The 24,826-nt window shown below is 30.3% G+C and carries 29 protein-coding genes; 27 read left to right on the top strand and 2 right to left on the bottom strand.

Annotation, left to right across the window (positions count from 1 at the left end; translation table 11 throughout):
* Positions 1-16 precede the first annotated feature (16 nt).
* From groL to ACZ451_RS01865, 22 genes are all read left to right on the top strand, one after another.
* A complete protein-coding gene (gene groL / locus ACZ451_RS01760; RefSeq protein ID WP_464215362.1) occupies positions 17-1,648 on the top strand; it encodes a chaperonin GroEL in 1,632 nt (543 codons plus the stop codon).
* Positions 1,649-1,957: 309 nt separating this feature from the next.
* Positions 1,958-2,347 (top strand): hypothetical protein, encoded by a 390-nt coding sequence (locus ACZ451_RS01765; protein WP_464215363.1) that lies wholly within the window; start codon positions 1,958-1,960, stop codon positions 2,345-2,347.
* A gap of 448 nt (positions 2,348-2,795) precedes the next feature.
* Positions 2,796-3,188: a hypothetical protein gene (locus ACZ451_RS01770; protein ID WP_464215364.1), complete on the top strand. Its 393-nt coding sequence runs from the start codon at positions 2,796-2,798 to the stop codon at positions 3,186-3,188.
* Positions 3,185-3,697 carry a hypothetical protein gene (locus ACZ451_RS01775; protein ID WP_464215365.1) on the top strand — a complete coding sequence of 171 codons (513 nt, stop codon included), beginning with the start codon at positions 3,185-3,187 and terminating at the stop codon, positions 3,695-3,697. The genes ACZ451_RS01770 and ACZ451_RS01775 overlap by 4 nt, the downstream gene beginning before the upstream one ends.
* Positions 3,698-3,857: 160 nt before the next feature.
* Positions 3,858-4,505, top strand: a complete 648-nt coding sequence (locus ACZ451_RS01780; RefSeq protein WP_464215366.1) for a hypothetical protein — start codon at positions 3,858-3,860, stop codon at positions 4,503-4,505.
* Between the two features lie 73 nt (positions 4,506-4,578).
* Positions 4,579-5,034: a hypothetical protein gene (locus ACZ451_RS01785; RefSeq protein ID WP_464215367.1), complete on the top strand. Its 456-nt coding sequence runs from the start codon at positions 4,579-4,581 to the stop codon at positions 5,032-5,034.
* 274 nt (positions 5,035-5,308) lie between these two features.
* Entirely contained in the window at positions 5,309-5,620 is a 312-nt protein-coding gene (locus ACZ451_RS01790) for a hypothetical protein (protein WP_464215368.1), read from the top strand.
* Complete coding sequence (locus tag ACZ451_RS01795) at positions 5,577-5,993, top strand: hypothetical protein (protein ID WP_464215369.1); 417 nt, start codon at positions 5,577-5,579, stop codon at positions 5,991-5,993. The genes ACZ451_RS01790 and ACZ451_RS01795 overlap by 44 nt, the downstream gene beginning before the upstream one ends.
* 182 nt (positions 5,994-6,175) lie before the next feature.
* On the top strand, positions 6,176-7,126 hold the full coding sequence (locus ACZ451_RS01800; protein ID WP_464215370.1) for a transglutaminase domain-containing protein: 951 nt from the start codon (positions 6,176-6,178) through the stop codon (positions 7,124-7,126).
* A 249-nt stretch (positions 7,127-7,375) separates the two neighbouring features.
* On the top strand, positions 7,376-8,269 hold the full coding sequence (locus ACZ451_RS01805; RefSeq protein WP_464215371.1) for a TolB family protein: 894 nt from the start codon (positions 7,376-7,378) through the stop codon (positions 8,267-8,269).
* A gap of 248 nt (positions 8,270-8,517) precedes the next feature.
* Entirely contained in the window at positions 8,518-8,973 is a 456-nt protein-coding gene (locus tag ACZ451_RS01810; RefSeq protein WP_464215372.1) for a hypothetical protein, read from the top strand.
* A 228-nt stretch (positions 8,974-9,201) separates the two neighbouring features.
* Positions 9,202-9,528 carry a hypothetical protein gene (locus tag ACZ451_RS01815; protein ID WP_464215373.1) on the top strand — a complete coding sequence of 109 codons (327 nt, stop codon included), beginning with the start codon at positions 9,202-9,204 and terminating at the stop codon, positions 9,526-9,528.
* Between the two features lie 162 nt (positions 9,529-9,690).
* The gene (locus ACZ451_RS01820) at positions 9,691-10,266 is read left to right on the top strand and encodes a hypothetical protein (protein WP_464215374.1); all 576 of its coding nucleotides are present in this window, start codon (positions 9,691-9,693) and stop codon (positions 10,264-10,266) included.
* Positions 10,267-10,516: 250 nt separating this feature from the next.
* Positions 10,517-11,731: a cellulase-like family protein gene (locus ACZ451_RS01825; RefSeq protein ID WP_464215375.1), complete on the top strand. Its 1,215-nt coding sequence runs from the start codon at positions 10,517-10,519 to the stop codon at positions 11,729-11,731.
* Positions 11,732-12,008: 277 nt separating this feature from the next.
* Positions 12,009-12,677: a helix-turn-helix domain-containing protein gene (locus ACZ451_RS01830; RefSeq protein WP_464215376.1), complete on the top strand. Its 669-nt coding sequence runs from the start codon at positions 12,009-12,011 to the stop codon at positions 12,675-12,677.
* Between the two features lie 262 nt (positions 12,678-12,939).
* Positions 12,940-13,770, top strand: coding sequence for a hypothetical protein (locus ACZ451_RS01835; protein WP_464215377.1), 831 nt, complete (start codon positions 12,940-12,942; stop codon positions 13,768-13,770).
* A gap of 239 nt (positions 13,771-14,009) precedes the next feature.
* Positions 14,010-14,624 (top strand): hypothetical protein, encoded by a 615-nt coding sequence (locus tag ACZ451_RS01840; protein ID WP_464215378.1) that lies wholly within the window; start codon positions 14,010-14,012, stop codon positions 14,622-14,624.
* 211 nt (positions 14,625-14,835) lie between these two features.
* On the top strand, positions 14,836-15,945 hold the full coding sequence (locus ACZ451_RS01845; protein ID WP_464215379.1) for a toxin-antitoxin system YwqK family antitoxin: 1,110 nt from the start codon (positions 14,836-14,838) through the stop codon (positions 15,943-15,945).
* 89 nt (positions 15,946-16,034) lie between these two features.
* The gene (locus ACZ451_RS01850; RefSeq protein ID WP_464215380.1) at positions 16,035-16,643 is read left to right on the top strand and encodes an SH3 domain-containing protein; all 609 of its coding nucleotides are present in this window, start codon (positions 16,035-16,037) and stop codon (positions 16,641-16,643) included.
* A 77-nt stretch (positions 16,644-16,720) separates the two neighbouring features.
* The gene (locus ACZ451_RS01855; protein WP_464215381.1) at positions 16,721-17,446 is read left to right on the top strand and encodes an ATP-grasp domain-containing protein; all 726 of its coding nucleotides are present in this window, start codon (positions 16,721-16,723) and stop codon (positions 17,444-17,446) included.
* A gap of 708 nt (positions 17,447-18,154) precedes the next feature.
* Positions 18,155-19,369: an Lcl C-terminal domain-containing protein gene (locus ACZ451_RS01860; protein WP_464215382.1), complete on the top strand. Its 1,215-nt coding sequence runs from the start codon at positions 18,155-18,157 to the stop codon at positions 19,367-19,369.
* Between the two features lie 206 nt (positions 19,370-19,575).
* Positions 19,576-20,097, top strand: coding sequence for a hypothetical protein (locus tag ACZ451_RS01865; RefSeq protein ID WP_464215383.1), 522 nt, complete (start codon positions 19,576-19,578; stop codon positions 20,095-20,097).
* Between the two features lie 157 nt (positions 20,098-20,254).
* Here the strand turns inward: ACZ451_RS01865 and ACZ451_RS01870 are convergent, their stop codons facing one another.
* Positions 20,255-20,665: an Lrp/AsnC family transcriptional regulator gene (locus ACZ451_RS01870; RefSeq protein WP_464215384.1), complete on the bottom strand. Its 411-nt coding sequence runs from the start codon at positions 20,663-20,665 to the stop codon at positions 20,255-20,257.
* A gap of 226 nt (positions 20,666-20,891) precedes the next feature.
* On the opposite strand from ACZ451_RS01870, the gene ACZ451_RS01875 reads away from it, so the two are divergent.
* From ACZ451_RS01875 to ACZ451_RS01890, 4 genes are all read left to right on the top strand, one after another.
* Positions 20,892-21,068 (top strand): hypothetical protein, encoded by a 177-nt coding sequence (locus tag ACZ451_RS01875; RefSeq protein WP_464215385.1) that lies wholly within the window; start codon positions 20,892-20,894, stop codon positions 21,066-21,068.
* Positions 21,061-21,576 (top strand): GNAT family N-acetyltransferase, encoded by a 516-nt coding sequence (locus ACZ451_RS01880; RefSeq protein ID WP_464215386.1) that lies wholly within the window; start codon positions 21,061-21,063, stop codon positions 21,574-21,576. The genes ACZ451_RS01875 and ACZ451_RS01880 overlap by 8 nt, the downstream gene beginning before the upstream one ends.
* A gap of 254 nt (positions 21,577-21,830) precedes the next feature.
* The gene (locus tag ACZ451_RS01885) at positions 21,831-22,670 is read left to right on the top strand and encodes a helix-turn-helix domain-containing protein (protein ID WP_464215387.1); all 840 of its coding nucleotides are present in this window, start codon (positions 21,831-21,833) and stop codon (positions 22,668-22,670) included.
* A gap of 94 nt (positions 22,671-22,764) precedes the next feature.
* Complete coding sequence (locus ACZ451_RS01890) at positions 22,765-23,322, top strand: YbhB/YbcL family Raf kinase inhibitor-like protein (RefSeq protein ID WP_464215388.1); 558 nt, start codon at positions 22,765-22,767, stop codon at positions 23,320-23,322.
* Between the two features lie 72 nt (positions 23,323-23,394).
* Here the strand turns inward: ACZ451_RS01890 and ACZ451_RS01895 are convergent, their stop codons facing one another.
* Complete coding sequence (locus ACZ451_RS01895) at positions 23,395-23,547, bottom strand: hypothetical protein (protein ID WP_464215389.1); 153 nt, start codon at positions 23,545-23,547, stop codon at positions 23,395-23,397.
* Positions 23,548-24,324: 777 nt separating this feature from the next.
* On the opposite strand from ACZ451_RS01895, the gene ACZ451_RS01900 reads away from it, so the two are divergent.
* Positions 24,325-24,774 (top strand): GAF domain-containing protein, encoded by a 450-nt coding sequence (locus tag ACZ451_RS01900; RefSeq protein ID WP_464215390.1) that lies wholly within the window; start codon positions 24,325-24,327, stop codon positions 24,772-24,774.
* Positions 24,775-24,826 lie beyond the last annotated feature (52 nt).

Raw genomic sequence — 24,826 nt, forward strand, 5'->3', positions numbered from 1 at the left:
TAAAGAGAATACGATCATGGCAAAAGACATAAAATTTGATATTGATGCACGCGATGGCCTTAAAAGAGGTGTTGATGCATTAGCGAATGCAGTAAAAGTAACTTTAGGTCCTAAAGGAAGAAATGTAATTATCAGCAAATCTTTTGGTGCTCCTGCAGTAACTAAAGATGGTGTTACCGTTGCTAAAGAAATTGAACTGGTAGAGCCTCTTGAAAACATGGGAGCTCAAATGGTAAAAGAAGTTGCTTCTAAAACCAACGATTTAGCTGGTGATGGAACAACAACTGCAACAGTACTTGCACAAGCAATTGTAAAAGAAGGCTTAAAAAACGTTGCTGCTGGCGCCAACCCAATGGATCTTAAAAGAGGAATTGACAAAGCTGTAGATGCTATTGTAGAAAACCTAGGAAAACAAACTAAAAAAGTAGGCGATTCTTCTGAAAAGATAAAACAAGTAGCTTCTATATCTGCTAATAATGATGAGAACATTGGAGACTTAATTGCTAAAGCTTTTGGAAAAGTTGGCAAAGAAGGGGTTATTACGGTAGAAGAGGCTAAAGGAACAGATACTTATGTAGATGTTGTAGAAGGAATGCAGTTTGATAGAGGGTATCTTTCTCCATACTTTGTAACCGATTCAGAAAAAATGATTGCTGATTTAGAAAATCCATACATTTTATTGTTTGATAAAAAAATATCTGCAATGAAGGATTTACTGCCCGTATTAGAACCAGTAGCGCAGTCTGGAAAACCACTTTTAATTATTGCAGAAGATGTAGATGGTGAGGCACTTGCAACTTTAGTAGTAAATAAACTAAGAGGTTCTTTAAAAATTGCAGCAGTAAAAGCACCAGGTTTTGGTGACAGAAGAAAAGCAATGTTAGAAGATATTGCTATTTTAACTGGTGGTACTGTAATTTCTGAAGAAAGAGGTTTCTCTTTAGAAAACGCTTCATTAGATTTATTAGGAACTTGCGAAAAAATTGCCATAGACAAAGACAATACTACAATTGTAAATGGTACTGGGAAAGCAAAAGATATTAAAGCAAGAGTAAATCAGATAAAAGCGCAAATAGAATCTACCACTTCAGATTACGATAAAGAAAAACTTCAAGAACGTTTAGCAAAACTTTCTGGTGGTGTAGCTGTACTTTATGTAGGTGCCGCTTCTGAAGTAGAAATGAAAGAGAAAAAAGACCGTGTAGACGATGCATTACATGCAACTAGAGCAGCAGTAGAAGAAGGTATTGTAGCTGGTGGTGGTGTTGCATTAGTAAGAGCAAAAACAGTACTTTCTAAAATAAAAGCTGAAAATGCTGATGAAGAAACTGGATTACAAATTGTAGCAAGAGCTATTGAAGCTCCTTTGCGCACCATTGTTGAAAATGCAGGTGGAGAAGGTTCTGTTGTTGTTGCAAAAGTATTAGAAGGTAAAGGTGATTATGGCTATGATGCTAAATCTGAAACCTATACTAATATGCTAAAAGCTGGTATTATAGATCCTAAAAAAGTAACTAGAGTAGCTTTAGAAAACGCTGCTTCTGTTGCAGGTATGATCTTAACTACAGAATGTGCTTTAATAGATATTAAAGAAGATGCTGCTCCTGCAGGCCCACCAATGGGTGGTGGAATGCCAGGAATGATGTAGACCTTACTTTAAAATAATATAAAACCGTTTCTACTATTTGATGTAGAAACGGTTTTTTTATGCTTATCGTTTGGAGTTTGTAAATTTGAAACTTTCACTTAGATCGCCCACGCTATTTTGTAATAAGTGCTTAGCATCGTATATTTTATAACATTTCTATAACAAAAATCACAAAAGTCATAATAACTACCTATTTTTGAGTTATTGAAATTTCTACTAAAAAGTAAGTATAACTTCTATAAAATAGTTGGTTATGCATACATTTTGATCTAAGTACGTATAACCCTACGTTACCATACATTGAAGAACATGAAACAATTTTTTGGATTTTTAATATCGATTATCTTTCTGACATCTTGTTCAGAGAACTTTGACATTAAAGACCCAACAGAATTCAATGAAAAGCTTGAAACAAGAACTGACATTGCAACAGCGGAACAATTAATTGAAATCTATTACAACTATCCTCCTAATGAAGGTACACCAAAGCTTGAAATAGAAAATAAAGAATTAGGTAACGGATTAATAGAAATTACTCTAATTCATGATAGACAAGAAGATGACTCTCAAAGAGCAACAAAAATTGTGATGACAGCTGAACTGACTGGTAAAAAATGGACAGTACATGAAATCAAAACAAATAGAAAATGTTGGGAGGGACGTGGGCATACTGATTGGGGAACCGAATGGTGCAATTAACAAATGAAGAGAAGAACTAAAATATTATTGATTTGGATTGCTGGCAACCTAATATTAATTGGTAAGTACTTTTTGGACAAACTTAGTATCCTATGTGAACCCTGCTTACCAGGTTACCCTTGTCCGCCATGTCAGACAGATTATATGTCCAAGATTTGGGTTTATCTTCTTGGTTGGAATTTGATTTCAATTGTCCTAGGTCTAATGTGGATGAAATTGAAAAAATAAAAACGTATGGTAACACTGTATATAGCAAATAGGGCGTTTGGTAGTTTATGAAGGTTCCGTGCTATTTACAAATACCGCCAAATCATTGATTTGGCTTTTAAGAATGAATAAATTAAAAACAAAAACAACGATTTGGCTCAGTGCACACTTGAAGGTTCATTGCCTTCTCCTGCCCTACTTGCCATATACTAAACGTTAGGCAACAATTTAAAAAACAACCGTGGAGATTAAAGCTACAGATATTTATGTTTCTAAATCGACTGAACAAATTGATGTTTTCAGAAGAAGTGACTTAAAATATTCTGGAATTTTAAAATCCTCAAATTCTACAGAAATTGGACAAGTTGTTCATTCAGGACTTTATGAAAAAGAATATGATGGAATAAAATGGAAAACCTCAAATAATTACAAAAAAGTTCGTGAAGAAGATTGGGAATATGTCGTTGTGGTAATAGAAATGGAAAACAAAACATACGTTTCAACGCCTTATTGGGATTATGAAAGAGCACCTGATATTTTCATAAAGGATGTAACGGATTTTGAAGAAATTGGAAATGCAGTTATAAGAACATTTGATTATTGTAAAAGAGTAATAAAGGAAAATAAGAAATGACTAAATACATAAAAGTTTTTATAATCCTTTTGACATTATTTGCCTGCGGACAAAAAGAAGCTGAAAAGAAAACACTAGAAAATGTGAATGAAAAGTCTAAGGAATCGGAACAACAAACTGAATCTAAAAAAAATAAAAAATGGACTGACTCAAATGGAAACGTTTTCATCGAAAAAGGAGATGAAATTTCTATAATTCCTGCCAAATACAATAAAACTGGAAAAACATATAGAGTATTTATTTTCAATGAAACTTCTAACAAAATTGGAATTATCGAAAATCTAAAAATCAATCCGAATGAATTCAAAGTTTTTAATTTAAAAGATACTGACACTCTGAAATTAGATAACGGAGTGAAATTTATGTTTGGAGAAACTTATGGACTAGAAATTGAAGACAAAAAATCACAAGTTAGTGGTCTAGGAGGAAAATTTTTAGATGAATATGGTGTTCCTGACAAAGCCGAATGGGCTTTTGTTATTGTTCCAGTTGGAAAAGGAGATAAATAAAAAATAGAACTGTTTTCAACAACAGCTATAATTCATTGCGACGGAATTTCCTAAACGGAAATTCTTATCTTGCAATGATGGCCTGGTTATCTCGGAATGTCCTAGTGGACAATTCCGCAACGAAACTATAGCCCAACCGTTATGCTCAATTGACTAAAAAATGAAAATATTACAATTATTGACTTTGTTAATCTTCTCAAATTCTGTTTTTGCACAAACGGATAGTATAAACGTTAACTTGAGAATAGTTGATTGTAAAATCAAAAACACCGAGTTGACCCTTGATACTATAAACGGAGTCGCAATAGAAATGAATACCATTTTTGTAACTGCAAAGACAAAGGTACAGATGAGCTGTAATTACGGAGACCCGTCAAAAAGTAAGTATTCAACGGTCAAAAACAAACTAAGCGTAAGCTATGCCTATGATTCAAACGGCAATATTTATGACTCCATAATTGGTGAAATCAACGATTACTTGAATGAACAGGAAGAATGGGCAAAAAAATATAAATCTGGAAATGACTTCTCATATTTGCCTTTTCACAAATCATTCTATTTAAGTGACTCAATAAATATTCCTTATATATGGACAGGAGCTGAAAATCCAGGGGATTATCAAATATTTTACATAAACGATTACGTTTATAAAATTGAGCTACAAGAACGAAATGGATTAGGTTGTTTGAGCCTTTTTACAAGTCAAAATATGTACTTTGTTAATGAACAAGGAAAGATTGAATTTGATAAGTATGTAAAGAATATTGATGAGGCGAGAAAAATTATAAAAGAGCATAACAAAGGCTAAAAAATCATAGCTACCCTATGAGACAGCAACGCTTCATAGCCGAAGCCGTTAGCAAACAGCAAGAAAATAAAAATTGGATAAAATTAAAAAACTATATAACCGAATCAAAGATGTGGCTCTAAGTCAAGAATACCTTGAACTAGGCAGAATAGAGCATATGGAATTATTATATCCCTTGCAAAAGTTGGAATTTGAAGAGTGGGAAAAAATCTCTGATATAGTTGCAGATTGGACTCAAGAACAACGACAAGTTCTTGCGGATTCATTAATTCAAATAAATGGCAATAAAGAGTCTAACTATGATATAAGTGCACTATATGGACATATATTTACTCTATCAAACGATTTAAATGCAGAGTCTATGCTTGAAAACTTTGATTTTATTGAAAATGGAGTTTCAAAAAATGTTCAACTGATTGACGGATTAATGAATAGATTAAAAAACTTGGAAGGAAAAACCAAAATTGATAACGAACTTTCTTCTGAATACAAATTAATAAATAAACTATACAATAATGCCATTTGCTAACACGGTGTATAAAACATAGCTAGTAAGTGCTTAATGGAGAGGTGATTGCTTATTTTCGAAGACCGCCAAATATTTAAATTTGGCTTTTAAGATTGATAAGTTAAAAACAAAATATAAAAATTCGATTCTGTGTTATCCCGATAGCTATCGGGACGAAAAGTAGTACCTTTTTACACGCTGCGTTCCATACACAAGACCGTTGCCAGTAATTTAAGAAATGAATCGAAAGCTTGTAATTTTAATATTTATTTTGCTATGCTCTTGCAATCCTAAAATGCAAAAAGACATAGAATACAGCTATCTTTTGAAACAAAAATCACTCGATGGAAAATATAATATTTACTCATATTGGCGGACAGGAATGATGGCTTTTAGTTCAGATATCTACGGGACTCAAATTCAAAAAACGAACCAAGAATTTCACGAAGGATTAGGTATAAAAATTAAAGGTGAAATCCTTCGCTACATTGTAAAAGACACGATTGAAGTTTATAGAAAGCAACTTGGACAGCATCCTACTGACACAATCCCGACGATTCGTTATGAAAAAAGCCTACGACTTAATTTTAAAAATTCTAGATTATGATGGTCATAACGGCGGAACAAGCAGAGAATTATTTTTTGACGAAATAGATATAACAGGGGAGAAAATAATTTTCAAAGGGGTTAGAGTTGAATTAACGAAGGAATACAAAGACAATATAATAGTGGACTTAGGTAGTGTATGCTTAGAAAAGAAATCAGATACTATTTCTCAAATTCGATTTACAACATTAAAAGCTTCTATGGATGGGCGGTTTAAGAATCCAAATGGAATTTTTGATGAAAACCTACCATCAATTAAGAGGATAACAAATTATTTAATACCCTCTAGAAAAATAGATAGCGAATCTTATGAAAAGTTAAACGGAATATACTATCATATAAAAAAAACTACTAACAACAATGCCTATAATTAATACGGGTTTTGGTGCTTAATCCAAAATCTAGTGTATTTTTATAAAGTCCGCCAAATCTTTTTGATTTGGCTTTAAAAATGAAAAATTAAAACAAAATAAAAAGTTTTGGCTAAGTGTTTAATCGGAAATTATTCGCTTATTTATTCCCGTATTAATCATAGCCGAAGCCGTTAGCACCAATTATGAAAAACTTTTTTCCAGCAATAATATTTTTTCTAGGCATCAACCTTTGTTTGGCTCAGGTCAAGTCTGCCAAACTAATGGTAGAGGAACTGATGGACAAAAATTTATTGATGGTGGAATTGACCGACTATGCCAGAAATAATATAAGTACGGAAAAAGAACGGGCTCGATTCTTCTATTACTGGATTAGTGAAAATATCCAATATGATTTTGACATGTTGGAAAGGCATAGAAATGAGGGTTGGACAGACGAGGATGTTGAACTCAACGAAAGTCCTTTTCTTGTCTTTGAAAAAAGGAGTGCTGTTTGTTCAGGTTTTTCTGTATTATACAAATGGTTTATGGACGAATTGGGAATTGAGAACGAAATAATTGATGGACACATAAGGCATATTACAAACCAAACCGTAGAACCTGATTTAGATGTAGGTTTTAGCCATGCGTGGAATGCTATAAAAATAAACGACAATTGGCTTATAGTTGATTCGACATGGGCGCAGCAATTTGAAACTAATGTACCTGATTACTATTTTGACATCAGCCCTGAAAAGTTAATTATCACACATTTCCCAAGCGAAAGCAAATGGCAGATGCTGGAAAAGCCATTGTCTTTAGAAGAGTTCAACAACTCACAGTATATTGACCCACTTTATTATCTAGTGGGCTTTACCGAAAAGCCAAGTTTAAAACAGGACACGGACTTTTACTATTTTGTGTGGAAGGACAATCCAAATAGTAATTGGATGATTAGACTAGGTTACGGAATAGATAGCATAAATTATGAACCCGTACCTGGAATAGAAGTTATTAATCAAGATGGTTATACATACTACAAATTTGATAAAAAAATCATCCCAGAAAAAGCGGCCTTTAAAGTCGACTTGAATGATTTTAATCAGGAGAAACAAACGATGACTATTTATGAGAATATCATCCTGTTTCGCATATAAATAACTGGTGGTAACAAAACCTATAAACAATACGGGCTTTAGGCTTTGCGCTAAGTTTTGTGTATTTTTATGAAGTCCGCAAAATCTTTGGGATTTTGCTTTTTAGCGGGACAAAGAAAAAAAGAAAACAAAAAGATTTCGCTATGTGCGTGGCGGAAAGCAAACGCTAGTTTGCTCCCGTACTGTTCATAGCCCAATGGTTAGGCAACATTAAAAAAATGAATTACTAGTTGAAAATTTAGACATATTATGACACTATCCTTTACGAAAAAAATAATTTTCACTTTCATACTCGTTATAGTTTGCAACAAATCAATTGGGCAAAATAATGAGTGTAATTATTATAGTTTATCAAAACCCGACACTATTCCGAAAGCTTTTAGCCCTCAAATATTAAATTTAAAAGGTGGTTTTAAATTTAATGTCGAAATTAAAAAGTGTGATGAAATTTATTTCACTACTATTGATTCAAAAGAAAATATCTACTTCTCAAAAAAACAAAATGATAAATGGAGTAGCCCGAAAATCGCATCGTTCTCTGACCCGAACTATAGTGACGCAGACCCTTTTTTAACCAAGGATGGTAATATCATTTATTTCATTTCAGAAAGACCAACGAACCCAAACGATGAAAATATAGAATGGAATATTTGGTATGCTAATAATGAAAATGGTATTTGGACAAATCCCAAACCACTCCCAGAACCTATTAACTCGAATGAATTTGACGAATACTTTTTCTCTATTTCTGATAAAGGCAATGCTTTTTTCTCTTCTAATAGAACTGGTGGTGAAGGTTCTTTCGATATTTATACTACAAAAGTATTAGCGAATAATAAATTTTCGGAACCAAAGAATGTTGGAGGACCTTTAAACACAGAAAAATATGAATTTGACCCTTACATCTCACCTGATGAAAGTTTTATGATTTTTTCAATTAATGAAAATGGTAACAGCAGTCTTTATTACACTTATACGAATCAAGAAGATAATTGGACAGAACCTCAAAATTTAGGAAATAAAATAAACATTACGCGACAGGATTTTGCACCCTCACTTTCTGTAGATGGAAAATTTATTTTTTATTCAAATAATGGAAAGTTAAAATGGGTTAGTTCTAAAATAATTGATATACAAAACTAAAACGTTACACAACAATGACTATAATTAATACAGGTTTTGGTCCTTAATTCAAAGTTTAGAGCTTTAAACGAAGTCCGCCAAATCTTTTTGATTTGGCTTTACAATAAAAAGATAAAACAAAATAAAAAGTTTTGGCTAAGTCTCAAACGGAAAGTAAACGCTAATTTGCTCCCGTACTATTCATAGCTAAACCGTTGTAGCCAATTGAAATGAAAACTAAACAATACATATTACTAACTCTGACTTTTATGAGTTTGAATTTATTCGGACAAGTAAATGATGATTCGATTCGACAAATAGTGTTGAGTAATAATGTCACTGATAGTCTTTATGTTTTTGGTAAATGGAATACTACTGAAGGAACTGATGAAACCCATCTCAGATATCTTGGGACAATTAAATCTTCAAAAGGCAAATTTAAGATTATGACTTCAACGTGGTTTTGGGGTTTATCAAAAAGGGCAACCAGCAGAATTTTAGTGTTTGACATTGAGAACAACTATTTGGGTAATTATTATGTGGGAATGACATATGATTTACCCGAGAAACTGGAAAATAACAACATAGTTTTTTTACATTCTAAAAGTGATGATTGTGACAAAGAAAAAATCACTCGACTATCTTTTGAAGATGGTATTCCTAATGAATTCTTTTTGGAGTGTAAAGATGGATATGGAAACATCTATTCGTTTGATAAAGAATAAAAACTGGCCACAACAAAGAACTGAAGTAAAAAACAACCTTTTTCTTCATTAAATTTAAAACATTATTATTCAAGGCTCATAGATTCTATAATCTTAAATCTCTCTTTTGTTCTCTCTGATTTATCATATCAATTTAAAGAAAATCAAACTTAAGATGTGTATAGTGAATAGCACCCTTCGGGATGCTACGACACCATACACGGAACGTTGTGCTTAATTCTACAAACTATGGCATTCCCAAAAAATAAATCTCGTAAAATAATTGTTAATGAGCATCCTTACAGATGGATGGTCAAAGGAGATTTTTATGGAGTTATGTTATTAATTATATCTGAAAAACACAATGCTCAAAAACTTTTTGCTAATTTCAGACATAATATAAACGGAGAAAAGGCTTGTATGTATGACAATCCTTTTATTATTGAACCTAGCTTAGTAAGAAAAACTATTATTTTAGGATTAAATAAAGGTTATTCTCCTGAACAAAAAGGTAATGATCTAAATCTCGGTGATTTAAGTCAAGAATTAGTTTTAAATTTAAAGAACAAGAGCTAAGTATAATAACTTATTCAAAAGAAATAAGAATTATAATAACGGGATGACTAAAACTCATTGGAATAAAAAAACTAAGCACAACAGTTTGTATATTGCATATGCTCCCATTGGGAAGCAAACGCAACATTCAAGGAACGTTAGCAGTTATTAAAACACAAAAAAATGGGATATAATATTTCTGGATTAGTGATTGATAAAAATTATGAAAATGAAATTGAAAAAATTGAAGACATTTTAGGAGAAAAATTAGTCTTTGACAAAAAAGTTGATTTTGAGAGTGGTTCTGAAAATTGGAAAGAAGATAACTATTGTGATATTTATTTTTCAGAAAAAGGAACCTTAATTTTTATTTCAATGGAAAGAGCCGCTTTTGAATTTAATATAAAAAATCAAAAAGCTTTTTCATTTGCATTATCAGAAATGACAATGACTTTTGCCGTAAATTATACAGATGACTGTAAAATCATTAGAAGCTTTGCAGAAACCGAAGATGAAGTTAGACACGAAGAAATTGGAGAAAAACTTGACTTTGAAAAAACTGAGAATGACGCCTCGGAGCTAATTCACCATTTGATAGAAAAAACTTTAGGCAAAGCTTTTTGGGATATTGATTTAGAAGAAGAATGTTTTAGATATAATTTTGAATCTCAAACTGATAAAAAAATATCTATTAAAGAAAAAATAGACACTAAACCTATTTCAAATAATGACAATAAACCTTGGTGGAGATTTTGGTAAAATAAAAACAACTGCTTACAAGATGTAATCGCAATGTTTTTTTGTGCTTTGAGCTAAGAAGATTTTATATTTACGAGGTGGGCGTCACAAATTTTATTATTTTAATACCGAAATTTAAAATACTAAAAATGTAACACCTTGTGTTCAACCGAAGACTTATACCCTTCTCCACCCACAGCCGTTTACATTAATCTTTGTGGTGCATGTAAAATAGACAGTCAATAAAATACATCTATAAATAGTTTAAAATATGAACAGAAGAGATTTTACAAAAAACATTACTCTTACAGGATTGGGATTGTCCTTAGGAACAGAAATAAATGCTATGTCTTTTAAAAAAAATACAAATAATAAAAAACCTTTGGCCATAACAATGTGGGAATTTAGTTGGCTGGAACGCCGTTGGCCAGGTGCAGGTTATGAGGATTGGGATGTGGCACTTTCCGAGTTAAAAGCACGCGGTTATAATGCCATTCGTATAGATGCTTTTCCACATCTTATATACAAAAATCCGAATGAAGAGTTTGTGATTACCCCTCATTGGAATACACAAGACTGGGGAAGTCCGGCTATCACTAAAATTACCCTGCAACCCTATTTTATTAACTTCGTTAAAAAATGTAGAGAATACGATATTAAAATAGGACTCTCAACATGGTGGCGATCAAATGAAGAAAAATCATATAATGTAATTACTTCGCCTCAAAAACTTGGTGAAGTATGGCTATCAGTACTCGATTTGATTGATGCACATGATTTGATGGATCAAATCATATATCTCGACCTTAGTAACGAGTGGCCATTAGAAGTATGGACTCCTTTTAAAACCGATTTGGAAGGTTGGCATACCAAAGAGTCCAGTCGTTGGATGAGTGAATCCATTGCAGTGCTAAAAGAAAAATACCCTGATATTCCGTATACTTTTTCATTTACAGGTGAAGTTAATGAAGCCTCCTTAACTAAGGGAGATACTAGCATGCTCGACTTCCTTGAAGTACATATTTGGATGGTAAATGGGAATAATGGAGAATTTTATAAAGAGATAGACTATAACTACGAAAGGTTTTCTGATGAAGGCTACAAAAATCTTGCTTTAAAAGGAGAGAAGTTATATCGCGAAAAAGAAAATTACTGGAAAGATCAGCTTTTAAGCCAGATTCATTGGGCTGCCGAATGGTCTAAAAAGGTCAATAAACCTCTTGTCACTACCGAGTGTTGGGGTATTATTGATTATAAAGACGGACCTCTTTTAGAGTGGGACTGGGTAAAAGAGCTATGTGATTTAGGTACCCGTGAAGCGGTTAAAACTGGACGCTGGGCAGCTATTTCAACAAGTAATTTCTGTGGACCTCAGTTTGTAGGTATGTGGCGAGATCAGTCCTGGCACAATGAATTAACTGAATTGATTAGGGGAAAAACTATTGAAGCGGAGTTGAGTGGTTCGAGCTTGATAAAACGAATTTAGAAAACACATTTAATGACACGACACCACAACACGCGTTAAAAAATATAGTGCGACAAGTGGTATATTTAAACTTAAAACAATTAATAAGCGGCGATGGTAACCCGATAACGAAAAACTTTGAAATGCGTAACGTTTCTTACCGCAACCGTTGCAACCCGTTGATATAAAGATGACGGTAACTTGACGTAAATTATTGACGTAAAGATGACGGCAACTTGACGTAACAAGTAAATATGCTTCTGGTATACATTTGCTAAAACAATAAATAACATTCAAAATGGAAACAAAAGATTTAGCAAAAAACTTAAAGAAATTAAGAACAACTCATGGAATGTCTCAAGAATATTTGGCTGAGGAATCAAGGGTTGGACTTCGAACTATTCAAAGAATAGAAAATAATGAATCTACACCAACAGGCGAAACGATTAAAAGAATAGCAAATGCTTTAGATGTAGAATTAACAGAATTAATTGGTTCAAATTCTGTTTCAGAAACAAGTGATTTAAAAGCAACTACTATCTTTCTGAAAAAGCAACTTTCAAAAACCAATAAAAAATCTGAAATCAAGACCTTTAAAAATTTCATTCAAATTTTAAATAAATTAAAAGAAAAAGATTTGAGTCCTGAACAAACTGAAGGTATTGAAAGTTATATTAAATATTTAGAGCTCGAAAAAATACCATCATTTAGCAATGAAATGTTTAAACAGAAACTCACTAAATTCAAAAAGTATTTAAAAAAGAAATTACGTTTCGTACCTAACAATTTTTATACATTTTGGACGATTAATTTTGGGCTTTCTTTTACTTTTGGTTTTGTTGTTCAAGGCGCTAAAGTAGGTGATAGTATCAAAATTGGTGTTATTTCAGCTGCGTTGGTATTAATCGGAATTGGAGTCATACTGGATTTAAGAATAAAAAGACAGAGACGTTCATTTAGTTTCTGAAAACAACTGCTTACAACAATAGCTATAATTAATACGGGGTTTAGTGCTTAAGAGAAACGCTTATGTTTACCTATAATGTCGCCAAATCTTTGGCAATTTGGCTTTTAAAAAGAGAAAAATTAAAAACAAAATATAAAAATTCGGCTCTGTGTTTTTTCGAAAAATTAGCATACTTTTATTAAACATGAAATTATAAAAGGTAAAGCCTACCAGAGAGGAACGCCCTACTCGCTTTATATCTTAACCGTTAGCAACAAGCTGAGTGAACCTATTTAGAAAAAATAGAACTAAGAATTGGATAATTAAGTTATTCAAAATAACTGATGATAAAAATGCTGAACAGTTTGATATGGAAAACTGTATTCTCTCAACCATTGATTCCATAAATCAAAAAACAGATTTAAAAGCTAGTGATTTTGATATAAATTATAGAAACTCTAGAAAAACATTAAGCGGATTTAAAAAGGCTCTGAAAAACCAAAAAGAAATTGTTTATAGCTTTGTTGGATTTGATTCTAATAACACCAATACATATTTTATGATTAGCAACCCAATGCTAAATTATACTGAAAAACCAAAAAACTCAAAGATTGATATTTGCATACAAATTTTAAATGAATATGTAGAGAATGAAAATATAGAAGAGATAGCCGAAAAACTAATCAAGAGTTATGATTTCGAATATGGATATATAACCCAGTTACCGCCAAATTTTGATTCTAGTAGTGAAAGAAAAATAAAGAAAGGATTGTTTTCAACGAAAATAGAGGTTAACAAAACTGACCTAACTTGGACTTTCCACTCGGTTGGAATACTTGAAGGTTTTATAAAGTCTCTTTACCCTATTAACTATCTAAACAAAAGCCATTTTGCAGATTCAATAACGAAAGAAATGATTTTAGAAAACGGAATCACAGAAAACATATCTAAAAATATTACTAAATGGACTTTGAGTTTGGAAGAAATTGACAGATTAAAAAACATTAATCAATTCCGAAAAATATCAATAATAACGGATGACCTTGGTTTTTTGAAAACTGAAAAAGCTAATGTGCTACATAAAAAAATGGAACTGAAAAAAGCCAGTTGCTAACACGATGTATAAAACATAACTGATAAGTGCTTAACCAATAGGGTTTACATATTTAGAAAAGTCCGCCAAATAGAATATTACGCGACAACGAAATAATCTATTTTAGCTTTTAAAAAGAGAAAAATTAAAAAAATATATAAATTCGACTCTGTGTTATCCCAATAATTATTGGGATGAAAAATTAGTGCCTTTTTACACGCTACTTTTCATATACAAGTCCGTTAGCATTAATTAAGCAAATGATCAGATTATTATTTACACTCTTATTTTTTTCGCTTTTGAGCTGTAAGAAAAAAATAAACAACTATAATACCATTCAACTAAAAAAAGATAAGGTAGAAAATAACACACCTAAAATTAAAGAGATTAAGTCTGTTGATAGTACTAAATTCAAATCCAAAATTAAAAAGCTAAAAATTGATTTACCTGACTGGATTTCATCTCTTCATTCTGATTTAAAAAAAGAACTAATCCAAAATCAAAATAGTTTTATTGATAGTTTTTATCAAATAAATGATAGTTTAACCTCTGTTATATTTATAATTAATGATGATTTATGCTCTGACTATTACTTGAAAACTTATATCGATAAAAAAAGCATAGATGAGTTACATATATACAATGGTTGTGACCAGGACCAATCAGCTGGAGAATTTGAATGGAAGTCTTACAAACTGAAATCAAAAACGAAAATTGAAGTGACTGATTTCAGAAGTTTTGTAAATGATACAATGCTAGATAATAGTGGTTTTATAAAAGAAAAATATATTGACATTGATTATGAGATAAAAACAGATAGCATTATTTCAATATATAATATTACACCAAACGGAAAATTGAACCAAATAAAATAACTAATGCTAACACGATGTAAACTCAATGCTTATTTAGTGCTTTGAGCAAAGGCAGTTTTGTATTTGTAAAGTCGGCGTTACAAATTTTATTATTTTAACTGATCATTTAAAAATACTAAAAATATAACGCCTTGTGCCCTACCGAAAGCCGCTGAATTTCTGCAAGCAGAGACGTTTACATTAATCGTTAGCAAATATTATAAATTACAATATGAAAAAAATTATAATACTATTTTTTCTATGCTTAGTATCTCTATTAGGCTTTTCACAAAAGGAACACAAAGAATATTATAGTCGCTTTGGTAAAAAATATCTATCAGCAAAAGGTGTGTTAAATAAAAATGGTGAGAAAACAGGACTTTGGACAGAATATTATGCAGAAAATTTAAGTGATAAAAAGCAAGCAGAAGGTAATTTCATAAAAGGGAAAAAAGAAGGGAAATGGCAATACTTTGACCTTACTTCAGGAGAGCTAAAATCCGAGGGACTCTTCGAAAATGATAAAAAAACAGGAGAGTGGAAATCTTACTATTCTAACAAAAAAATATCAGTTATAGAAAATTATAGTAATGGTTTAAGGAATAACAGTTATCAACGATTTGATTTTGATGGTAAATTAGTTGAAGATGGGATTTATAAAAATGGTAGACAAATTGGAATTTACCAAAGATATGATAAAGGTAAACTATATTTGAAATCAGAATTTTCTGAAGATGGAAAAAATATATTTACTGAAAAATATGATGAAAATGGAATCTTAAAAAGAAAAGAATCATTTTATAAAGACTATACAATTTGGGAAGAATTTTACGATAATAAAAAATTAAAACACTTTGGTAAAATCAATGAATATAGAGAAGGCGAATGGATAGCGAATTATGAAAATGGACAAATAAGACAAAAAGGTATATTTAGAGATGGTAAAATGATTGGAGAATGGAAAATATTTTATGAAAATGGGACCTTAATGGGAATTGAAAACTATGCTGGAGAAGATATTAAAATCAATCAGAATGATAATGCTATTGAAGAAACCATCATTGGAACTGATGTTATTGATAATTCTTCTTATAGTAATAACTCTGTAAAGAAAAAAGATGAACCCAATAAGAAAGAAATTAAATCAAATATCCTTTATCTATGGGAATTAGGTTCGTATGCAATTAAAAATGGAACTTGGAAAAAATATTGGAGTAATGGTAATATTGAATATGAAGGCTCTTTTGTACTTAATAAAATGAATGGTAAATGGAAATTCTATAATTTAAATGGTCAATTAATAGATGAATTATATTATGATAACGGAAAACTGAAAAAATAACATTTGTTAACAATGTATAACAAATCATGCCTGCCTTTGGCAAGCAAAGCTTGTTATACGAGACGCTAATAAATATTTAAAAAGCAATAATGAAAAATCTAATTATTTATACTGTTATTATATTATTCTTTAATTCTTGTGGACAAAATTCAAATGCAATTAGCAAAGATGAATCAAAGCAGATAGCATCAAATACAGATATCAAGTTTACAAGTAAAGATGTATTTGAACAAAATAAACTCAAAGAATGTTACCAAACTAGGCTAAAGGTCTATTTAAATGATTCTGATACATCTGGTACTAATATTCGCAAAACTCCAAATGGAGGTATTATTACAAAATTAATTGTGGATGATATAAATCATGATTATTTGATTATAGTAACAGCATCAAAAAATGGATGGTTTAAAATTGAAAGCCCTATAGAAGGTATCAATAGCGATATTGAAATACCAAATGGCGAAGGTTGGATTCACGGTTCAGTTATAGCTGTTGATACTAGGAATTACGCTAATGAACAACTAAACCTCTTAGACAAACCAAAAAAAGGAAAAGTAATCAAAGTAATTAAAAAAGAAGCAGTAGGACTTAGATTAAAGGATTTTTGTGGTGAATGGGTAAAAGTTGAATGTAATGGAGTTGTGGGATGGATTGAAAGTAAATGGCTATGTGGAAACCCTTTAACCAATTGTTCCTAAATAACATTAGCAAACTTTATTGCTTTGAACTATGCAACTAATCTTACACAAAATACAAACACATTAGGAATAATTTAATGAAAGTCTACATACAAACTGATAAAAATGGAGATTACTATAATGTAAATGCATTTATAGCTTCTGTTGGATTTAAATCTTTGGGTTTTCAGATTTTTAAATATGTTGACGCAAAAGACGTTCTTGAAAATATAAGAGACGCTATTTTTGTTGGTGGAGTTGGAAATGTAAGAACGCGCTTGAAAATACTGGGAATTGATAAAAAAGACGAAATTGAATACCCAATGGAATTACGAGAATTTCTAAACAGAAAAGTTTGGACCTCAACCTTGAATAAAATAATTGCTGAAGAAAGAACAGGAATTTTCATTAAACCTATTGAAACAAAATTATTTCAAGGAAAAGTAATTAATCAATTTAAAGATTTAATTGGGTTAAATTATGAAAATGAAGTAAAAATTTGGTGCTCAGAAGTCATCAATATTGCAACAGAATGGAGGTGTTTTGTCCGTTATGGAGAAATACTAGATATTAGATATTATAAAGGAAATTGGGATAGTAAATTAGATCTAGAAATCGTAAAACAAGCAATTAAAGCATATACAAGTCAGCCTAAATCTTATTGTTTAGATTTTGGAGTTGATGCAAATGGAAAGCACTACTTAATTGAAGTAAATGATGGCCATAGTTTGGGCACTTATGGTATGGGAGCAATATCTTATGCGAAATTTCTATCAGCTAGATGGAGCGAATTGACAGAAACAGAGGACCTTTTAAACTTCTAATCAAAAACTATTGGTAACACTACATATAGCATTAGGCAATATTTAAACAAACTCAAATATCAATGACCCAAGTTCTTTTTTGAAAAAAGCTGATTTACCAAATAAAACGGGTATTGAAAATTCAATTCGTGAACTCGGATACGAATTTGAAATCTTCGATGATTTTTTAATTAAAAAACTATGCTAGCTTCTTCTACAAAAAACATAGGAGTTACTTAACAGTATTAAAATTATCTAGGTTAAATTATTTTTAGTAATCATTTAAAAATCTGTGTTCAAAAAATATCTTTTGTAGATACAATACCAATAAAAAGAATTTGGTCTAAGTATATCTTATATTATAATTTATATAAAATTTGTTTGGATTCTTATGGTTAAAGAAAAGTAAAAACTCTTATTGCTTGGCTGCAAAAACAGGAAGAAGCTAAATAGTTGTTGTTTTACAAATCTGGCAATAAGCGAATTGATCTTTAACGCTCCAAATATATCACAACTTTAATACAATTATTTTTTGCACTTATTATCTTTTGTAAAGGCTTTAGATCATTATAAGCAAAATGGCATATTTTAAATTAGTTTAGATTTGGTTTTAGAATAAAAACAAAAGTTTTTGCAAAGAATTAATAGAAAATTTACTATTTTTATTTTTGAATAATAAGTATATCCAGAATAAATACTAAACCGAACCATTACCGATAATTAAAAAAAATGATAAAAAAACCATTAATTCTAATACTTATAGCCTTTTTAATTTTTAGTTGTAATAAGGATAACGCTACAACACCTCTTCCTGAAACTGTTACTATAAATATTTTAAATTATGACATCAATACGAATAGTGTACTTTTAAGAACTACTGAACTAAATAATGGACTCACTGGTGTTTGGTCTTTAGAAAGTAACACAAATGGTGATTTTTTAGATTCTACTGATCCTATAACAACATTCAGTGGCAGTCTTTTTGAAAATCATAAAATTAGATGGACCGTATCTAACAGTTCAGAGCAAATTTTTAAAGAAATAAATGTTCAAATTAGCGAAAATTTCACTTTAGCTGAATTATTAAATGAAGGTATTGAAATTGAACTACTTGTAGACGAATATACAATTCAAGAATTATTAGCTCTAAACGTTACCGTTAAACAATTACTACAAGCGGGCGTAACGATACAAGATCTTTTAAATGTAGATATTACTGTAGAACAACTACTTTCAGCAGATGTAACTATTAAACAACTGCTTGATACTGGAATTTCTATTCAACAATTGTTAGCAGCAAACGTTACTATAGAAAAACTACTAGAAGCAGGTTTAAGCATTCAAAATATTATCGATGCAGATGATGCTACCATTGAAGAACTACTTTCAGCTGGTATAAGCATACTACAATTATTAAATACTGGAATTTCCATTCCGCAATTATTAACAGCAAATGTTAGAGTAGAAGAACTACTACAAGCAGGTGTCACTATTCAAAATCTCATAAATGCACAAGTGCCTTTAATACGAATTTTAGAAGCTAATGTTTCATCATTAACGCTAATAAACTTAGGAGTCTCTGCAGGAGATTTGCAAAGAGAAAATATTATTACTCAAATTCCAGGGACAAATTTGTATATCTTAAATTACCTCAGAGAAAAATATTCTCATGTTGAAGCTACTGATTTTTGTAATAATCTAATAATAGGAAATTTCATTGACTGGCATCTTCCTACTATTGAAGAATTAAGACTTGTTTACGCAAACAGAAGGCAAATACTTAATGAATTTACTGATGAAGATTATTGGTCATCTACATTTTCTCATAACGGAACTGACCAGAATGGAACAAATCCAAACTATTATATCAAGAATATGACAGATGGATTTGAATCAACTTTTTTCGGATTCAAAAAAAGAATAATACCAATCATTCAACTATAAATAGTATTAGAATAGTTTATACTAAATATAATACTTAGAGTGATATAAGACCCTATGATAAATAGCTGCTAAACCTTAGTTTTAAGCAAATTACATTGTCATAATTAAAAAACTGGAATTACTAGTTAACAATCTGAATTAAATTAAATTCTAGAAATCAAAAATCTAGCAAGTTTACTTTCTAAAATAAATTAAGACCAAACAAAATGAAAAAACTTATCACCTTATTTTTAGCAACTATTTTATTGACAAGTTGTGGAGTATCAATTAAATCTGTAGTAGATAGTTCCGCAATAAAAGAACCCTATAAGAACCCTCTAATTGTTATTCCTTATGAAAAATATAGTACAAGGAATTTTTCTGAAAAATTAAAAGAAAAGCTAGAAAGTGAATTTAACAATGAAAATAAGAAAGTAAATTTTTTACTTTTCCAACAAAAAAGTGAAACGCTGGCCCTTAATCAAAATGATGATATAAATTCAGAAATTAGCGATGCTATCCGAACTGACCAAAAAGATATTGTTCTTATTTTTAAACCAACAAATTTGTCTTACTATAATGGTGGACTTCAATCAGCTACTTACCAACTAACTGGAATTGATGTTGTGACAAAAAAAGAGGTCTGGAAAGCTACATTTAACTCAAGTAGTTCATTTGGACCTGCTTTATTTGCAGAAAAGTCAGCTAAAATTATTTTCGAAAAGCTAAAAACTGATAAAGTATTATAAAATAAATTTTTCAAACTTAAGTGGCTAAAAAACCACAGTAGTCTTCCAACTTGGTAAGATGAACATTTCAAAACATGCAGAGTGTTAGCAGAATATTATCTCTTACAGATCATAAAATAGAATTTTAAAGTGTAGAGAACCTTCAAAGCAAGAGAAATTACGCTTCTAAAATAATACTTGTTTTTGAAGCGCCATACTTTGAGATTTTTTCAAGAAAAGAAATAAGATGTTTATTATTCCTAAAATAACCTAAAACACATAAACAATCATCACCAGTAATCCTATCACAACTTTGCACTTCTTCCATTGCTAGTATTTGTTTTTGAGCATCATTTGATCCTGTAGGCCCTCGATGTATTACTAATGTTATATATGCTTTAGTTTCAATGCCTAATTTTTCATGATTTACTTTTAGAGCATAGCCTTCAATTATTCCTTCTTCTTCCATTTGCCTAACACGCTTACCAATGGCTGGAGCTGACAAGCCTACTTCTTTTCCAATCTTAGCGAAACTTTCTCTAGCATTAATTTTCAGCATTTCAAGTATCTTTTTATCTAATACATCCATTTGTAATCGTAACTAAATTGTAATTTATTTGATATTATCGAATTCAAATATACAATTATTAATTCGATTACAAACGAAAAATAATATAATACATTTTATATTTGTATTATGTAATTTAAGCAGTATAGTTCCAATAATAAATTAATCAAACAGAAAAATATAAAACATGAGTCCATTTTTAATTGATAGTATTGGCTATATAGCTCTAGTTATAAATCTATATTCTATGTCTGCCAAAGGCGAATATAAATTACGTTTAATATCACTAATCGCTAATACAGGTTACATTTTATATGGAGCATTAATTAGTGCTACACCAATAATCGTAGGCTGTACAATTGCTGTATTGCTTCATGGTTATCACATAAGAAGATTAAGAACAAATAAGAAGAATAATGATTAAGATAAAAATAGCTACAAAAACTGATACTGAAGTTTTAGCACTTCTAGGTCGGCTAACATGGGCTGAATCACACGGGCATTATATTAAGGATAAAAACGATGTATTAAAATACTTAAACGAGAATTTTTCAGTTTCTAAAACGAAACAGAATATTAGTGATCCTAAGCAAATATTTTATATTATTTACACAGATGATTTACCTGTCGGTTATGCGAAATTGGTAGTAAATGCTACAAATGAAAGCATTACATCACAAAACAGTTGTCAGTTAGAACGAATTTTCATACTAAATGATTTTATACCGTTAAAAATTGGACAACGATTGCTAACCTTTGTTGAAGAGCATGCTAAAAAATTACAATTAGATACTATTTGGCTCACGGTTTATATAAAAAATAATAGAGCCATTAGATTCTATGAAAGAAATGAATTTATAAATGTTGGAGAATTAAATTTTATAGTTAATGGAAAAGGATATAAAAATATAGTTTTCTCAAAAAATATATAAGTCTATAAGGCTATTAAATTAAAATCAAGGATTAAAAGAAAACTATTATCAACAATGTATAAGAAAACATAAAGGTTAGGGGCTAATCGAAAAAATCAATATTTATTTCCAAAGTCACCAATTCTAAAATTTAGTATTTGAAAAAAAAATAAAAGCAAAATATTTATATTTGGCTTAGCACTTAACCGAAACGTATGGCGTATAATTTGCCCTATGCTTCTTATACTCACCCATAGAAATAATTAGAGAACCCAATGAAAACAATTACATTACCGGACGAATTAAATTTGAGTTCTTCTAAATCTGTTGTGGTTTATGATTATGAAAGCATCACTGAAATATCGAAACAACAAATTTTATTAAATAAAAATACGTTCAGCTTTCTTCAAGAAGGAACTAAAGAAGTATTTTTCGATAATTCTGCATATGCAATAGATAATTCTCAATTTCTATTAATGAAGTCTGGCCATTGTTTAATGACAGAAAAGCTTTCTAATGATTCAGAATATTACCGTAGTATACTATTTTTCTTTTCTAATGAAGAAGTTCTAAAAATTATACAAAAATTTAAATTAGAAACTTCTAATTCTAAAAAATTATACTCAACCTATTCATTTAAATATGACTCATTTATAAAAAGATTTGTTGAAAGCCTTTTAGATATATCTAAACTTTCTAAGTCAATTCAAGAAAACATTCTGAAAACAAAACTTGAGGAAATAATACTTTATCTTATAGACTTAAATGGGTTAGACTTTGTTTATTCCTTGATTAACAATAGTGATAATCAAAATCAGAAGTTCATCCAAACAATTGAAAGTAACAGATTAAATAAACTCACAATAAAAGAGCTTTCGTTTTTATCCAATATGAGTGTCTCAACTTTCAAAAGAGAGTTTGAGAAAAATTTTCATAGTTCACCTAGCAAATGGTTTCAAGATAAAAGGCTAGAACATTCCGCTTTTCTATTAAAAAACGAATCAAAAAGACCTTCAGATATTTTTGAAGAAATTGGGTATGAAAACTTATCTAATTTTATTCAAGCTTTTAAAACAAAATTTGGCGTTACCCCAAAACAATACCAATTAAGTTGAACTTTTATCAATACTTTTTGAACTTTTCAGATTAATACAAAAGCTACAATGCTGTGTAGATTTGCATCATAAATTAATCATTAAAACAAATATTATGATAAAATCAATTCAAATTTTAGCAGTACTTATAGCTTTTTCAAGCTCAGTTTTTGGGCAAAAGACATTTACTTTATCTAGTAGTGATTTAGGCGGAGAAGCTACAATTAAAGAGGAGTTTAATGGTTTTGGTTGTACAGGTAAAAATCTATCACCACAATTATCTTGGAAAAATGCTCCAGAAGAGACTAAAAGTTTTGCAATAACAATGTACGACCCAGATGCTCCTACGGGCAGCGGATGGTGGCATTGGATTGTATTTGACATCCCTGCAAATACACATGAATTAGTTTCTGGTGCTGGAAACACAACACTAAATTTAATACCTAAAGGAGCTATTCAGAGCATCACAGACTATGGCACTGAAGGTTATGGTGGCCCTTGCCCTCCTGAAGATCACGGCTTACATCAATATATCATAACGGTTTATGCACTAAAAACAGACAAGCTTGGATTAAAAGAAAATACAAACCCTGCTGTAGTTGGATACTATTTATGGAATAACACATTAGCTAAAGCAAGTATTGTAACCTATTATCAAAGGAGCAAGAAATAAAGGCAGCCTTTAACAAATTTATTAACCTAATAGCGGTTTGGATTAATCATTCAAATCGCTTTTGTATTTAAATTAATTATCCGGAGGAGCACCTCCATCATCTCCAGGATAACTTTGCTCGTTTGATAAGTCGGCATTATCATTAGTTATACTATCTGCAGTACAAGATGAAATACAGAGGGATATAAATAACATAATTAATAAAAAAGGAATTATTTTTTTCATAAAATTTATATTTTACTAATAAATATACTAAAAATGTGCTCCAGATAGTTAACTATATAGAAATAATTACATTTAAATAAAGAACAGGAATATCCAATCTCAATAAGTACTTTCTAAACATAAAACCCTTATATCCAATTATTAGAAGTGCTATTATTTCAAAAAAAATCATATTTTTATAAAAACTGAGGAAAACAATAAATTAAAAACAACTTAAATTATGACTCAATTAATTTCTATAAAAAATCCTAGTAAAAGTGAATTGATCATATTAATTGTAAGTTCTATTTTAATAACTACTTTCTTGTTTTTTATCGACGAAGGATATTATGATTTTAAATGGATGAGTAGTATTTTCCATTGGGTCATTTTCCTAATTTACGCATTACCAATTCTATTATGTCAATTTTTAGTTGCAATGATAGTATCAAAAAAAATGAGCGGAATAAAAAAGACTCTTATCAGTGTTTTTATAGGTGCCCTAATTGGAATAACCTTTGTAGCTGGAGTGATTTTCTAAACAAATAACTGATTTTGATTTTCGTAAATGCGCAAGACTAATTTTAGAACATATTTCAAATCTGGACCTAATTGAATTAATAAAAGGTATTTTCCAAAAAATCCCACAGAAAATTGAGACGAATGCAAATTTATAAACTTGAGCATGTCTTACAGATTTCTCAAAATTAAGTTTCATTAATAAAAATTATAGCCATAAATCTTGCTCCTTTTCTTATAAAAGCAGAATTTTGAACTTTATCTGTAAAACACCTTTTTATGTTCAATAGCTTACAACAAAAAGTACTTACTATTATTAATAGTAATAACACCACTGATGACCGTCTACAACAAATATGCGATCTCCTTAAAGAAAGTGTTTCGTATTATGACTGGGTAGGATTTTATTTTAAAAATGGCGACAAAAACGAACTTAAATTAGGTCCTTATGCGGGTACTCCTACAGATCATACTATTATACCCTTTGGGAAAGGAATCTGTGGGCAGGTTGCCGTTTCTAATCAGAATTTTGTAGTTCCTGATGTACAAGCACAAGACAATTACATAGCATGTAGCATTAGCGTAAAGGCAGAAATTGTAATTCCATTATTTGTAAATGGAGAAAATATAGGACAAATAGATATTGATTCTGATACTCCAGATCCATTTACAGCAGAAGATGAACGCTTTTTAGAATTTGTAAATAAAAAAGTAGCCGAAATTCTTTAAAACTTTCCATGTTTTGTTGATAACCAAGTACTTTTATCAATTTAAAAAAAGT

Source organism: Allocellulophaga tsushimaensis, assembly GCF_055383085.1.